The 14,850-nt window shown below is 57.6% G+C and carries 13 protein-coding genes; 9 read left to right on the top strand and 4 right to left on the bottom strand.

Annotated features, from left to right (window positions below):
• Positions 1-180 precede the first annotated feature (180 nt).
• Positions 181-1,272, top strand: a complete 1,092-nt coding sequence (trpD, locus tag KCQ76_RS07915) for an anthranilate phosphoribosyltransferase (protein ID WP_052722327.1) — start codon at positions 181-183, stop codon at positions 1,270-1,272.
• A 144-nt stretch (positions 1,273-1,416) separates the two neighbouring features.
• On the opposite strand, the gene ctaF is transcribed toward trpD, so the two are convergent.
• Positions 1,417-1,848 (bottom strand): aa3-type cytochrome oxidase subunit IV, encoded by a 432-nt coding sequence (gene ctaF / locus KCQ76_RS07910; RefSeq protein ID WP_012731357.1) that lies wholly within the window; start codon positions 1,846-1,848, stop codon positions 1,417-1,419.
• An 18-nt stretch (positions 1,849-1,866) separates the two neighbouring features.
• Complete coding sequence (ctaC, locus tag KCQ76_RS07905) at positions 1,867-2,982, bottom strand: aa3-type cytochrome oxidase subunit II (protein ID WP_012731356.1); 1,116 nt, start codon at positions 2,980-2,982, stop codon at positions 1,867-1,869.
• A gap of 526 nt (positions 2,983-3,508) precedes the next feature.
• Here ctaC and asnB point away from each other — a divergent pair.
• Positions 3,509-5,446: an asparagine synthase (glutamine-hydrolyzing) gene (gene asnB, locus KCQ76_RS07900; RefSeq protein ID WP_046203023.1), complete on the top strand. Its 1,938-nt coding sequence runs from the start codon at positions 3,509-3,511 to the stop codon at positions 5,444-5,446.
• A gap of 94 nt (positions 5,447-5,540) precedes the next feature.
• Here the strand turns inward: asnB and erpA are convergent, their stop codons facing one another.
• Positions 5,541-5,885, bottom strand: a complete 345-nt coding sequence (erpA, locus tag KCQ76_RS07895) for an iron-sulfur cluster insertion protein ErpA (RefSeq protein WP_221914836.1) — start codon at positions 5,883-5,885, stop codon at positions 5,541-5,543.
• A 220-nt stretch (positions 5,886-6,105) separates the two neighbouring features.
• Here erpA and KCQ76_RS07890 point away from each other — a divergent pair, with 220 nt between their 5' ends.
• The 4 genes from KCQ76_RS07890 to KCQ76_RS07875 are packed head-to-tail and all read left to right on the top strand — an operon-like array spanning position 6,106 to position 9,623.
• Positions 6,106-6,930 carry a DUF3043 domain-containing protein gene (locus KCQ76_RS07890; protein ID WP_046203024.1) on the top strand — a complete coding sequence of 275 codons (825 nt, stop codon included), beginning with the start codon at positions 6,106-6,108 and terminating at the stop codon, positions 6,928-6,930.
• A gap of 49 nt (positions 6,931-6,979) precedes the next feature.
• Positions 6,980-7,585, top strand: a complete 606-nt coding sequence (locus KCQ76_RS07885) for a bifunctional adenosylcobinamide kinase/adenosylcobinamide-phosphate guanylyltransferase (protein WP_046203025.1) — start codon at positions 6,980-6,982, stop codon at positions 7,583-7,585.
• 50 nt (positions 7,586-7,635) lie between these two features.
• The gene (gene cobT, locus KCQ76_RS07880; RefSeq protein WP_046203026.1) at positions 7,636-8,745 is read left to right on the top strand and encodes a nicotinate-nucleotide--dimethylbenzimidazole phosphoribosyltransferase; all 1,110 of its coding nucleotides are present in this window, start codon (positions 7,636-7,638) and stop codon (positions 8,743-8,745) included.
• Positions 8,745-9,623 carry an adenosylcobinamide-GDP ribazoletransferase gene (locus KCQ76_RS07875; protein ID WP_052722328.1) on the top strand — a complete coding sequence of 293 codons (879 nt, stop codon included), beginning with the start codon at positions 8,745-8,747 and terminating at the stop codon, positions 9,621-9,623. The genes cobT and KCQ76_RS07875 overlap by 1 nt, the downstream gene beginning before the upstream one ends.
• A 111-nt stretch (positions 9,624-9,734) precedes the next feature.
• Here KCQ76_RS07875 and KCQ76_RS07870 read toward each other — a convergent pair whose 3' ends face one another.
• Positions 9,735-10,838, bottom strand: coding sequence for a branched-chain amino acid aminotransferase (locus tag KCQ76_RS07870; RefSeq protein ID WP_046203027.1), 1,104 nt, complete (start codon positions 10,836-10,838; stop codon positions 9,735-9,737).
• A gap of 203 nt (positions 10,839-11,041) precedes the next feature.
• Here KCQ76_RS07870 and sucB point away from each other — a divergent pair, with 203 nt between their 5' ends.
• The 3 genes from sucB (at position 11,042) to lipA (ending at position 14,832) form a co-directional block, all read left to right on the top strand.
• On the top strand, positions 11,042-12,859 hold the full coding sequence (sucB, locus tag KCQ76_RS07865) for a 2-oxoglutarate dehydrogenase, E2 component, dihydrolipoamide succinyltransferase (RefSeq protein ID WP_046203028.1): 1,818 nt from the start codon (positions 11,042-11,044) through the stop codon (positions 12,857-12,859).
• 122 nt (positions 12,860-12,981) lie between these two features.
• Complete coding sequence (lipB, locus tag KCQ76_RS07860; RefSeq protein WP_046203029.1) at positions 12,982-13,749, top strand: lipoyl(octanoyl) transferase LipB; 768 nt, start codon at positions 12,982-12,984, stop codon at positions 13,747-13,749.
• 39 nt (positions 13,750-13,788) lie between these two features.
• Positions 13,789-14,832 (top strand): lipoyl synthase, encoded by a 1,044-nt coding sequence (gene lipA / locus KCQ76_RS07855; RefSeq protein WP_046203030.1) that lies wholly within the window; start codon positions 13,789-13,791, stop codon positions 14,830-14,832.
• Positions 14,833-14,850: the final 18 nt, after the last annotated feature.

The following is a 14,850-nucleotide window of genomic DNA, read 5'->3' as shown; positions in this document are numbered from 1 at the left end:
ACCCGCTTATTACCGACGGCCCCTTTTGCGGACACCTGTCTCATGATGCAGTTCAACCAAAACCGACGGAGACAACCGTCGGAGATAACCCCTTTGGAGACGACGCCCTCGGAGAAACAGCGCTCCGGTATCGTCATAGAAAACGTATTAAACATATCAGTACACGAGCATGGAGCACACATGACGACGAATTGGGTTGACCTTCTCAACCACATAGCCGACGGGCGCGATCTGCCTCCCGATGAAGTCTCAGCCGCGATGCACTCCATCATGAGCGGTGAAGCATCGCCCGCGAAGATCGATAGCTTTATCTACGGAATCCGGGTGAAGGGAATCACCCCGACAGAGCTCGAGGCGGCCGCGTCGACAATGCTGGACTTTGCCCAGCCGGTTAAATTACCGCCCTCCCCCAATGATGATCGTGGGCCTGCTGTCGACATTGTCGGTACCGGCGGGGATGGAGCCCACACGGTCAACGTTTCGACGATGGCGTCGCTTCTGATTGCCTCGATGGGTATCGACGTAATCAAGCACGGAAATCGCGCGGCGTCGTCGCGGTCTGGCGGAGCAGACATGTTGGAAGCTCTCGGCCTCCCGATTGACCTCTCCCCCAACGACGTGACACACATGCTGAGCCACCACCACTTTGCCTTCATTTTTGCGCGCACCTACCACCCAGCAATGAAGTATGCGGCACCGGTGCGCTCGGATATCAAGGTGCCTACGCTGTTTAACCTTCTCGGCCCCATGACGAACCCAGCCCGGCCGACCGCGGGCCTAATCGGGTGTGCGTTCCCGGAGATGACCTCCGTCATGGCAGATGCGTTCGCGCGGCGCGGTGACACGGTGCTCGTCGTTCACGGGCAAGACGGATTAGATGAGTTTTCCGTCTCCGGACCCACCGATGTGTACGTCACACACGACGGTGGCGCAGAACGCTACGAGTTTGATCCTCGCGATTATGGATTCTCCTACTACCCGGTGAGCGCAATCCGGGGTGGCGACGCGGACACCAACGCTCGTGTAGCTCGTCAATTGTTCTCACTTGACCCCGTTGCCGATACGCCGACAACCCCGCTCCCTTGCGATATGAGCGCTGTAGAAAACGCCGTGCTTTTCAGCGCTGCTGGGGCACTAGTTTCCGCACAAGGGGGCGACAAGGAATCATTCCGCGATGCCATGGGTCATGCACTCGACCGTGCCAAGGCGGCATTACATGATGAGGGAACTAAGGATCGTATCCAGCACCTCGTTTCAGAGAAACGCCCTTAGCAGAGCACTCCACACGCAACGACGGCTAGCTCGGGGCTAGCCGCACCGTCTGAAACAGCAAAAAGCACCCGTGCCAGGAAGGACGCACGGGTGCTTTTTGTGGATGGAAATTAGCTGCGGGGCGCTAACCCCACTGAGTACGGACTAGTGCTTTTCCACTGGTGTTCCGTACTGCAGGTTCAGTTTGACTGTTGCCCAGACGGTGATCACGGCGCCGATGCCGATCATCCAGTAGGCCAGGAAGACCACGCCATAGCCGAGCACTGCGATGCCGCAGGTCATGGCGAAGGGCCAGATGGAGTTCGGGCTGAAGAAACCGAATTCTCCGGAGCCATCAACCTGCTCTGCTTCCTCCCAGTCCATCGGCAGAACATCCGAGTGGCGTTCTGTGATGTGCAGGTACACGCCGAGCATCAGCGTCATCAAGGCACCGAGCAATAGTCCGGCCGATCCTGCCCATTCGATACCGCTGATGTAGCCGTTATCATTGATGAACTTAGTGGCCAAGACGTAGATCACAGTCATGATCACAAGAAAGACTGTGATCGCGTAAAACAGTCGCGATGAGGATTTCATAACGGTGTACTCCTAGTTCTATGACTGCTCGGCTTGGTTGTTGTCGACGTAGTTGTCGTTCGCTTCGCGCGTATCCTCACGCCCGGGCAGGAACGGGTGGGTTGAGGTTGCGTACGGTTGCTCGCCGATCGCCTTCAATGCGTCTGCATTCGACGCGCTCGGGTTGTCTTTACGGAAGTTCATGTAGTCACGGAACTTATCCGGGCTGACAACGCGGATCTCGAAGTTCATCATGGCGTGGTACGTACCGCACATCTCGGCACAACGTCCGACAAACGCACCTTCCTTGTCGATCTTCTCGATTTGGAACTTGCGGTTGGACTTGTTCGCTTCGGGGTGCGGGAAAGCGTCACGCTTGAACAAGAACTCGGGAACCCAGAAAGAGTGAATTACGTCAGCTGACGCAAGGTCGAACTGAATGGCTGTCTGAGATGGCAAGACCAAGACAGGAACCTCGTCAGTAGTTCCCACGGTCTCGATCTTGTCAAAGTTCAGGTAGGACAGATCGCTCTTTGAATTGCCATGAATCGGGTTCGATGCGCCCTCCTCACCACGGCTGCTGCTTTCGATCTTCTTCGTGCCATCAGCAGCGGCCTGAGCGGAATCGTCTCTACCCTCGTAGGTGTTTCCACCCATCAAGGAGCCATCGACCTCGTTATAACCAAATTTCCAGTTCCACTGGAACGCGGTGACATCGACCTTAACCTTCGGGTCTTTATCCATCGCTGTGACCTTATCTTCGGTCTGCACAGTGAAGAAGAAGATGACCATCACGATGATGATCGGGACTGTGGTCAAAACAAGTTCAAGCGGGATGTTGTACTGCGTCTGCCGCGGGAACTCTTTTTCGCCCTTTTTCTCTTTCCGCTTCGCACGGAATGCGAAGGACGAGTAGAACATCAAGCCCCACATGATGATGCCCACGATCCAAGCTGCTACCCAGATCCACACCCAGAAGTTCCCAATTTCCTTGGCTTCAGGGGTGATGCCGTCGGGTACGCCGAATCGCAGGAGCTTAAAGAAGCCGTTATCGGGCGGCGCTACGCTACATCCGGACAGCAAGTAGCCACCGGCTGCCAAAACGCCGGCTAGTCCTAGCTTGCGCGACCAATTGCGCATTTTTCGCTGTTCCACGTGTGTTTGCCTTCCTGATCCACACCAGGTTGAAAAAACGCTGGGATTCATTCCTCTTTTAGCTAGGGTAATCCATAAAGAGGAATAAACCATCATGGATGGGCGTCAAGAGTTCCCACCAGACTGGAAAAAGCTGCCGGTTTTACCCCCGGGACTGGCCGACGTCGGCAAGCATTGAATCGTAGCTTTGTTCCCTACCGATCGTCGTTAACGATTTACGCTGGTATTTTCCTGTCAGAATTGTCAGCATCCTCACAGCTTTTCTGTCGCGTGCGTTACATCGTTAGGAAAATGTTATTCGCATCACAATTCCCCTACATTGGGTAAGCCCTCTGTCCACTGGATGAACAAATACAGGGCCGTCGCCGAAGCAGCTCGCACTTTCCCGCTCCACACGACTAGAGTCGAGGAGAATTCCGTCGCTAACACTGTCTGCCCAGAAGAAGTCACATAACGGGCTGTTCGGATCGGGCTGCTCAGCGTTGTGCGGATATATAAAAGGTATAGAACAGAAAGGCCTTATTGAATGTGCGGTTTGCTCGGACTCATCGCCGCTAGCGGAAATGCGGAGGATTTTGTTCAAGCCACTGGTTCATCACTGACCTGTATGCGTCACCGTGGCCCGGATGAGGATGGCACCTGGAATGACGCCAACGTGGTCTACGGATTCAATCGGTTGTCCATCATTGACCTCGCACATTCCCATCAGCCTTTACAGTGGGGTCCGGAAGACCAGCCCAACCGGTACGCGCTGACCTTCAACGGCGAAATCTACAACTACAAAGAGCTGCGCTCTGAACTGAAGGACAAGGGATATACCTTTGCTACTGACGGGGACAGCGAAACAATCGTTGTCGGCTATCACCACTGGGGACGGGACGTGGTTCACCATCTTCGTGGAATGTTTGCCTTCGCCGTGTGGGATTCGGTCGACAAGACGATGTACCTGGCTCGGGACCAGTTCGGCATTAAACCCCTCTACTGGGCAACTACCGACAGAGGCACACTCTTTGCCTCTGAGAAGAAATGCCTGCTCTCCATGGCAGACAAAGCCGACATCGATCTGTCGGTGGATAAGCGGGCGATCGAGCATTACATGGACTTGCAGTATGTGCCCGAGCCTGAGTCCCTGCACACCGGGATTCGCAGGCTGGAGTCCGGTTGCTGTGCGACAGTGAAGCCCGGTGAAAAGCCCGAGGTACATCGCTGGTTTACTCCTCGCTTCCCCGAAACATCGGTGAACAAGGAAAATATCGATTCCGAGATTTCAAAGATCGAGCATGCCCTCGAGGATTCCGTTGCTAAGCACATGCGTGCCGACGTCACCGTCGGATCCTTCCTGTCTGGCGGAATCGACTCGACGGCCATTGCGGCACTCGCGAAACGCCACAACCCGAACTTGCTGACCTTCACCACCGGTTTCGAACGCGAGGGGTATTCGGAAGTCGACGTTGCCACGGAATCCGCGGAAGCGATCGGCGTCGAGCACATCGTGAAGGTGGTCTCCCCCGAGGAATTCGCCGAAGCAGTCCCCCGCATCATCTGGTATTTGGACGATCCGGTAGCAGACCCTGCCCTCGTCCCCCTGTATTTCGTCGCAGCGGAAGCCAGGAAGCACGTCAAAGTTGTCCTCTCCGGCGAGGGCGCCGACGAGCTCTTCGGTGGATACAACATCTACCATGAGCCACTTTCTCTTGCCCCGTTCGAGAAGATCCCGTCATTCGCCAAGAAGGGTCTGCGAACCCTCGCGCAACGCCTACCCGACGGGGTGCGAGGCAAGTCATTGTTAGAGCGAGGTACCACTCCTCTTGAAGAGCGGTACTACGGTAACGCCCGGTCTTTCTCCTTCGACCAGCTCCGGCGCGTCATTCCGTGGGCCAAGAAAGAGTGGAACCATACGGATGTCACGACTCCGATTTACGAAAAGTCGCAGGGTTGGGATCCGGTAGCCAGGATGCAGCACCTTGACCTGTTCACCTGGTTGCGTGGCGACATCCTGGTCAAGGCTGACAAGATGACCATGGCGAATTCCCTCGAGCTCCGTGTGCCGTTCCTCGACAAAGAGGTCTTCAATGTCGCGCAATCATTGCCGACGAGCATGAAGCTGACTCATGGCACATCGAAGTGGGCATTGCGCCAGGCGATGGAACGCATCGTTCCCCCGCACGTTCTTAACCGGCGGAAGCTTGGATTCCCTGTCCCGATCCGGCACTGGTTGGCTGGCGACGAGCTTTACGGCTGGGCAGAGGACATCATCACCTCATCGCAGGCCGGGGAGATTGTCGACCTCGGAGCCACCCGCTCCATGCTCGAAGAACACCGTTCTTCTATGACCAGCGGATCTGGCCCTGACCATTCCCGACGCCTGTGGACTGTGTTGGCATTCTTAATCTGGTACGGAATTTTCGTGGATAAGTCGATTACCCCGGATATCCCAGAGCCGACGTATCCGGTCGAGATGTAAAGCGGCGCCCGTTTACATATGCGAAAACGCCGGCCACAACTCATTGTGTGGTCGGCGTTAAGCATTAACTACGAGCAGACTGTTCAGCCTCGTATCAGTTGAACGAGTCTCCGCACGCACAGGACCCCTTAGCATTGGGGTTATCAATGGTGAAGCCCTGCTGTTCAATGGTGTCTGCGAAGTCGATCGTCGCGCCGGTCAAATATGGTGCACTCATGCGGTCAACAACCAGGTTCACGCCGTCATAGTCATCGACGAGATCACCATCTAAGGTCCGATCGTCGAAGAAGAGCTGGTAGCGCAGGCCAGCACAACCACCTGGCTGCACTGCGATGCGCAGGACTAACTCGTCGTTTTGTTCTTGGCTCAGCAGAGACTTTGCCTTAGCTGCAGCGGCATCAGTCAAAATAACGCCAGTTGTCTTCTCCGGTGCAGTCATGCACTTCTCCTAACACGAAACAGGATGCTCTCTGAAGCTACCTCAAATGATTAGTGGACACTACCGTACTCCACATCACAGCAGAACGCACTGTACAGCTAAATTATTTCACAAGGCATAAGAACCCCCGTAGTCGCGCACATCTGACACCTTGGGCACACCTACCCTCGCCTTATTCACAGGCTCGAACCCCTTTTCTTATATCCTTGATCGCGTGAAGATGCCATGGACAACGTCGAAAGAAAACCAGTCGAACGATGGCTCTGCGTCAGAATCATCGACGACGAAGTCATCGCGGTGGAACCGTAAGCGTAAAGGGTCAGTCAGCGTCACTGCCGGTGGTAGCAAGCCCGCCTCAACCAGCAGCAGTGCAGCAGACGGGAAGTCCTCCGATGGCGATAGCAGCGGTAGCCAGTCGCAGGATCGCTCCACCCCCAAGGGATATACGCCACCGAAAGGCCACGCGACACCTAAGCGCAATGACGTCGAACGCCAAAAGGGTGTGCGCAAAACGGCCTATAAGGCGCCTGAGACCCCTGCGGAAGCGCGTAAACAGCGCAAAGAGTTGAAGAACTCAATGAGCAAGGAAGAGTACAAGGCACTCAAGCGCAAGCAACGCGACGAACGCGCACGGGAACGCGAGCGGAACCGTGAACGCATGATGAGTGGCGATGAACGCTACCTCATGGACAGAGACCGCGGCCCCGAACGACGGTTGATCCGTGACTGGGTCGATTCCCGCCGTCTCTTTGCCAACACGTTCATGCCCATCGTGGTCGTGCTGCTTATTCTGATGTTTGTCACGACCGCGACCCGCAGTTATCTGCTCAATAATCTGCTCTCCATGGTGGGGATGATTCTGCTCATCCTGATCGTCCTCGACGGTGTTTTGTCGGGTCGTCGAGTGTCTCGTTTCGTCCGTGAACGTCACCCGGATACTGCTCTATCGACCTGGTCAATGGGCTTCTATGCCTTCTCCCGCGCGTCGATGATCCGACGGTTCCGTACCCCGCGCCCGCAGGTCAACATCGGCGATAGCATTTAACGCCAATTAAAAACGCACGCACTGCATAGAATCGTAAGCACTGCCCAAGATGAAAACTTTGGTTCTTGGTGGAGCCCGGTCAGGTAAATCTGAGTGGGCGGAGCACCTGGTGACACCCCCAGACTCCGCGGCGTCTCCCGACGATGTCCATGTCACTTACGTCGCGACTGCACGGCCTTGGGGTTCCACCTTCGACGCCGACTTCGCTCGCCGGATCGAGCGCCATCGTGCACGCCGTCCATCTTGGTGGCACACCGAGGATTCACGCGATCTCGTCGACGTCCTCACTGAATCATCGGACCAGGAAGCCGCCCGTCAGACTACGATCCTTGTCGACGATCTTGGCACGTGGTTGACCCACGAACTTGCTGAGGTAGGCATGTGGGATGCGGAGTTCGGGTCGGACGACTGGAACAAAGGATTACACGCCATCGGCGCCCGGCGCGACCGACTGATCACCGCTTTGCGCCACGTTCCGGCACATGGCCCTAATCTTGTTGTTGTTAGCCCCGAGGTTGGAATGGGCATTGTCCCCAGTTATCCATCTGGCGGTGTCTTCCGGGACGAGCTCGGACGGCTCAATGCCGATGTTGCATCGGTATGCGATCGAGTTGTTCTAGTGGTCGCTGGGTGTGCTCTCGACCTCCGGCCCTGAACAGTCCAATGGCAATGCTTAACACCGACAATAAGTAGAGAGAAGCAACAGTGAGCGATTCCTCTTTTCCCCTCATCTCTCCTCCCGACGAACACGTGTATGTACGGGCTCGCCAGCGGCAGGCAGAACTGACCAAACCGGCAGGCTCGCTGGGGCGATTAGAAGACTTGAGCTGCTGGATTGCCGCTTGCCAGGGGCAGTGTCCACCCACACCGCTTAACGACGTCACCACAGTGGTTTTCGCCGGCGATCACGGAATAGCCACCCACGAAGTCAGCGCTTATCCCACTGATGTGAGTGTGCAGATGGCGTCGAATATTGAGTCCGGGGGTGCAGCGGTGTCCGTTCTCGCGAAGCGGGCGGGCGCCTCGGTCCGCGTGATTGACGTCAGTCTGAATAGCGGTTCTGAAGCCGACACCCATATCCGTGACGGCAGTGGGTCGATTGACCGGGAAGACGCTATGACCCGCGATGAGTATCGACGCGCACTTCAGGTTGGGATCGATGCTGCCGATCGCGAGATTGACTCCGGGGTTGATCTGCTTATTGCCGGCGATTTAGGCATCGGAAATACGACGCCCGCCGCAGCGTTGATTGGCGCCCTAACCAACACCGAGCCCGTCGTCGTCGTTGGGCGTGGCACCGGAATTGATGACAACGGCTGGAAACGGAAAACTGCAGCGATTCGGGATGCGATGTATCGCGTCCACAATATTCACGACGAACCAGCCAGCGTTCTCCAATTCATTAGCTCGCCCGACATAACAGCGATGGTTGGCTTCCTTGCGCAGGCAGCTGTTCGCCGCACACCGGTCATTCTCGACGGGATCGTCGTGTGTGCAGCGGCCCTTTTCGCCGAAAAACTTGCGCCGGGCGCGAAGCAATGGTGGGTCGCCGGCCACCGGAGTGTTGAGCCCGCCCAGGAGATTGCGCTGCGCGAGCTGGAATTAACCCCGGTCGTTGATTTGGGGATGCGGCTCGGCGAGGGTTCGGGGGCAGTCGTTACGCTCATGATCGTCAACGCAGCCGTGGACATCATCCGCAACATGGCGACGTTCGACGAAGCCGGTGTGTCGACGGCCTCAGACGCTGAAACATCCCGCACTGGAGACTCCGGCGCTGAAGCCTCCCATTCCGAAGACCCCGGCACCGAAGAATAATGTCTGGTAAAGCAGGGTTTTCGAGTGAGCAGCCCGACAACCCCACCCACGGCCACGCTATCCCCGAAGGAATATCGACAGCATTTAGTTGGCTAACGGTGCTGCCTTTCCGTGGTTCCCGCGTATTCGACCGCACGACGGGCCGTCGGGCAATGCTGGCGATGCCGCTGGTAGGACTGTTCCACGGACTAGTCGCGTGGTGCGTGTTCACACTGACCTGGCTGCTCCAAGTGAACTTCGGGCACACCCTGGACCTCTGGGTCGTCGCATTCGGAATCGTCTCCTTGTGGGAATTCAGCACCCGGCTCATGCATATCGACGGTTTGAGCGACGTTGCCGACGCGCTCGGCAGCTACGCCCCACCGCCGAAAGCTCGGGGCATCCTTGCCGACACGAACGCGGGCCCGATGGGCGTTGCCGCGATCGTGTTTTCCGTGGCAGCCCAGATCATCGGTGTTCACGCCATCATGCAGGGGGCGGGATCAACGACTCTCAGCGACGTCGGCCACTTCCCCGCTTCTGACTTCCCTGTTTCCACCGTCATCGGACTTATTCTCGTGCCGACGGTCGCCCGGATCAGCGCTTTGATCCTCTGCACAGAGGGATACCGTCCAGCAAATCCCACGGGTTTCGGCGCGCTCGTCATCGGAACCGTACCGAAGCTCGGTACAGCCGCATGGGTTACCACAGCAGCCATCGCCGCATTCGTCGGCGGAGGAATCCTCTGGACGCTGATGACACTGGCAGTCATCGCATTGACGATACCGTGGGCACTTCATTGCCGCCGGCGGTTCGACGGCCTGGCCGGAGATTGCCTCGGGGCGACGATCGAAATCGCGACCGCAGCAACCGTCGTTCTCTTCAGCCTGACTGCCTAATCGGCCTGACCGTTTGATCAACCGTCTGACCAATATGCAAAAAGCCCCGCTCACTCACACGTGGGCGGGGCTAGCGCTATAAACGCAAATCGGTTTTACTTCACCCGGTTTTTACTTCACCAGGGTGTAGCGCCAACCGTGAGAATCGTCGACGGAGCCGTGCTGGATCCCCGTCAAGGTTTCGCGCAGCTCCATCGAGATCGGACCTGCTTGTCCACCGTTGATCGTGAATTCCCCTTCGTTGGACTTCACGGTTCCGACTGGGGTGATAACAGCGGCGGTACCGCAGGCGAACGCCTCGCTCATCTCTCCGGACTTCGCGGCTTCGCGCCACTCTGCCGTCGAGATCTTCCGCTCTTCCACGGCCATTCCGCGATCTTCGGCCAGCTTCAGCAATGAGTCGCGGGTCACACCGGGCAGCAAGGAACCGGACAGTGCGGGAGTGACCAGCTTCGCGTCGTTTCCAGTGCCGTAGATAAAGGCAAGGTTCATTCCGCCCATTTCTTCGACATAGTTGCGCTCGATGGCGTCCAACCAGACAACTTGGTCGCAGCCCTTTTCCTCTGCTTGCGACTGAGCAGCCAAGGAGGCCGCGTAGTTACCCGCAAACTTTGCAGCTCCTGTACCGCCGGGGCAGGCGCGGACGTAGTCCTCACACAGCCAAACTGTCACCGGTTTGATGCCGCCACTGAAGTATGACCCAGCCGGCGATGCGATCAAGTAAAAACGGTACGTCGACGACGGGTGAACGCCCAGCCCCTTCTCGGTCGCGATCATAAACGGGCGCAGGTACAGCGCTGCTTCGCTTCCCGCTTCAGGAACCCAGTCTGCGTCGATCTCCACCAACTGATGGAGCGATTCCATAAATAATTCTTCCGGCAGTCCGGGCATTGCCAGCCGCTTGGCCGAATTCTGCATCCGTCGGCAATTCTGGTCTGGACGGAATGTGGCTATAGAACCATCTGGCTGGCGGTATGCTTTGAGTCCCTCGAAGATCTCCTGACCGTAGTGGAACAGCGTTGTTGCTGGATCCAGGGTGATCGGGCCGTAGGGGACGACGCGAGGATCATGCCATCCTTGCTCCCCGTCCCAGTCGATAATCACCATGTGGTCGGTAAAGTTCGCTCCGAAGCCTGGGTTCGCGAGCACCTTGGCGATGGCCTCGGGGGATGTCGGGTGTGGATTTTTTTCTACAGTGAAAGTCTTATCAGCCATGGTTCCTACTGTAGACCCTCCCCCATATCCAGGTAACTTTAGCCAGATTTTGACGGCCAAGGCGCGTCTGAGGAGAAGCCACGGTATTGTGGGAGCACGTAAAGTCATGCCGTAATCAGATCCTCATGACACGTTTCAACGATCAGCGTCACAGATCTGCGTTGACTTCTTAACTATCGCTTATTTTAGAGGAGACTTCCACCATGGCGTTCTCTGTTGAGATGCCCGAACTCGGCGAATCCGTCACCGAAGGCACGGTCACCACGTGGCTCAAACAAGTAGGTGACACCGTCGCTGTCGACGAACCACTTCTGGAGGTTTCGACCGACAAGGTCGACACCGAGATTCCTTCACCCGTTGCTGGTGTGTTGACAAAAATTATTGCCGACGAAGACGACACGGTCGAGGTCGGCGAGGTCATCGCAGAGATCGGTGAAGAGGGCGACGACACCAGCAGCGACGACAGTGGTGCGTCGGAGTCGTCCGATTCTGGCTCTGGTGATTCCGGCGCTGAGGAGAAGAGCTCTTCGGAGGGCGAGCAGTCGCAGAAGTCCTCTAGCTCCGGTTCGAGCGGTTCCGGTTCGGGCGAGGCCACCGACGTTGAAATGCCCGAGCTCGGCGAGTCCGTCACCGAAGGAACCATTACCCAGTGGCTCAAGAGCGTCGGCGACGAAGTTGAAGTCGACGAACCGCTGTTGGAGGTCTCCACCGACAAAGTCGACACCGAAATCCCCTCCCCTGTGGCCGGTACCCTCGTCGAAGTCCTTGCCGAGGAAGACGACACCGTCGACGTCGGATCGGTCATCGCCCGCATCGGCGACGCCAACGCCGCTTCCAGCAGCTCTGACGACAAGGCTGACAAGAAGTCTGAGGAAACCAAGCCTGAGGACAAGTCCGAGCCTGAGCCCTCTAAGAGCGAGAAGACTGATGAGGCCAAGGACACCTCGGACTCCGCCACCAGCTCCGAAACGGCATCGCCTAAGGCATCGTCCGCCAGCGCGCCCGATCGGGAGGAGCCCGCTACTCGCCCGTCGACCAAGGTCAACACGGGTGGCAAGCTCCCGTACGTGACCCCGCTGGTACGAAAGCTGGCGGAGAAGCACGGCGTTGATCTCACCACAGTTGAAGGCTCCGGAGTCGGTGGACGGATCCGCAAGCAGGACGTTCTTGCCGCCGCCGAGAAGGCGAAGGCCGCACCGGACACGTCGTCGACAAGCGGAAATGCAGACGAGAAGCCGGCGCAGGACGGTCCGCGTGCAGCATGGTCCACCAAGCGCGTCGATCCGAAGAAGGCAGAGTTGATCGGCACGACCCAAAAGGTCAACCGTATTCGCTCGCTGACCGCATCGAAGACGCTGGAATCCCTCCACTCGTCCGCGCAGTTAACGCAGGTCCACGAGGTCGATATGACCGACGTCGCTGCACTACGCAAGGCGTCGAAGCCAGCGTTCAAGGAGAAGTACGGCGTCAACCTCACTTACCTCCCCTTCTTCGCGAAGGCCGTTGTCGAAGCGCTCATTTCCCACCCGAATGTCAATGCATCCTACAACGCTGAGACCAAGGAAATGACCTATCACGACAAGGTCAACCTAGGAATCGCCGTCGATACGGAAGCTGGCCTGCTCTCACCGGTCATTCACAACGCTCAGGACATGACGTTGCCAGAACTGGCTGCAGCAATCGCCGACATCGCCGACCGGGCACGGACTAACAAGCTGAAGCCAAACGATCTCACCGGCGGCACCTTCACCATCACCAACATTGGTTCAGAAGGCGCACTGACAGACACCCCGATCCTGGTACCGCCACAGGCAGCCATGATGGGGACCGGCGCGATCGTGAAGCGGCCGTCCGTCGTCCCGACATCCGACGGTTCTGAAGCGATTGCCATCCGTCAGATGGTGCTGCTGCCTCTGACCTACGATCACCAGATCGTCGACGGTGCAGACGCAGGGCGGTTCATAACCACTGTTCGCGATCGCCTCGAGACAGCTAATTTCGAGGGTGATCTTGACCTCTAAATCCCGAATGCTGCGACACGCGGGTCCGCTCTAAATCTGCGCGACACCGTGTGACCAGCACGTCAGCGTCAACGTGTGGCCGGCCTCATTTGGGGGCCGGCCACACGCGTACGATGAACCACATGGGTTATCAGCAAGGATCCATTCGAGCTGTTGACACCGACTACGACGTCGAATGGCTCGGACAAGTTGACTATATGGAGATGTGGCATCGGCAAGCCGAATACGCTCAACAACGGGCTGATGCGGCTGGCGCCACACGTGACGAACCCGACCGTGGCATCGACAAGTTGTTGTTCCTCGAACACCCCGCGACGTACACAGCGGGGAAACGGACACAACCGGAAGATCTCCCTGACAATGACGACACGCCGCTCATCCGTATTGACCGAGGTGGGCGCATCACGTGGCACGGACCGGGACAGCTGGTGGGATACCCAATCATTCGGTTAGCCCAACCCCTCGATGTCGTCGATTATGTACGGCGCCTGGAAGAAGCCCTCATCACCACGTGCCACACCCTGGGTGTGACCAGCGCTGGGCGCGTTGAAGGGCGGTCAGGGGTGTGGCTGCCCACCGACGTCGTCCGCGGAGAACTGCGTCCGGAGCGGAAAATAGCGGCCATAGGGTTACGAGTGACGCGCGGAGTTACCATGCACGGTTTCGCTCTCAATTGCGATAACTCGCTAGACCCCTTTAACCACATCGTCCCGTGTGGCATCAGTGACGCCGGGGTAACAACCCTGACAGAAGAACTCGGACGCGATATCCGCCCCCGTGACATCGTCGGTCTCGTACGGGACTCTCTTATCGCGGCGCTGGACGGAACACAACCGCTCACTACCAGCACAATTCCTGACGATGGACATAAGCGCATCAAAGTTCAGTAGGATGTGTACGACGACACACTCAAAAATAAGGTAGAAGACATGGCAGTTGCACCGAACGGACGACGACTTCTCCGCATCGAAGCACGGAACGCCCAAACCCCCATTGAAGCGAAACCGCGGTGGATCCGGACTACCGCAACCATGGGCCCCGAATTCCGCGACATGAAGAAACGCGTCAAAGGCGCTGGCCTTCACACCGTCTGCCAGGAAGCAGGATGCCCCAACATCCACGAGTGCTGGGAAGACCGTGAGGCCACCTTCCTCATTGGTGGCGATACCTGTTCCCGCCGTTGCGACTTCTGCGACATTAAATCTGGCCGTCCCGAGCCACTCGATGAGGACGAACCTCGTCGCGTCGCAGAAAATGTCCGTGAGATTGGGTTGCGCTACTCCACCATCACCGGGGTTACGCGTGATGATCTGCCCGACGAGGGTGCGTGGTTATACGCCGAGGTTGTCCGGCAAATCCACAAACTCAACCCCAACACCGGCATCGAGAACCTCACCCCCGATTTTTCGGGTAAGCCCGATCTTCTTCAGACCGTGTTTGAGGCTCGGCCGGAAGTGTTTGCCCACAACTTGGAGACTGTGCCCCGCATTTTTAAGCGCATCCGCCCTGCGTTCCGTTATGAACGAAGCCTGGATGTCATCCGCCAGGCGCGTGATTTCGGCTTGGTCACCAAATCAAACCTGATCCTTGGGATGGGTGAAACGGTTGACGAGGTGAAATCCGCCATGCGCGACCTCCGCGATGCCGGATGCGACATCCTGACGGTGACGCAGTACCTCCGCCCGTCTAACCTGCATCACCCCATCGAGAGGTGGGTGAAACCCGAAGAGTTCGTTATGTACCGCGATTATGGGCATGACCTTGGGTTTGCTGGTGTGATGGCTGGGCCGTTGGTGCGGTCCTCCTACCGTGCGGGCCGGCTGTATGCGCAGGCGATCAAGGCACGCGGCGAAGAGCTCTCCGCTAATCTACGGCACCTGGGCGAGGGCATCGACGATACTGCTTCTCAGGAAGCCTCCACCCTGCTGTCCAAGTACGGAGCCAGCCGCGAGACACCAGTTGGCGCTCGTTAACGCTCACTGATTCCACCG

It is taken from the genome of Corynebacterium parakroppenstedtii (assembly GCF_019754935.1).
GTDB classification, from domain to species: Bacteria; Actinomycetota; Actinomycetes; order Mycobacteriales; family Mycobacteriaceae; genus Corynebacterium; species Corynebacterium parakroppenstedtii.
Note: the sequence above shows the minus strand (reverse complement) of the source record. Positions and strands in the feature narration are given on the sequence as shown.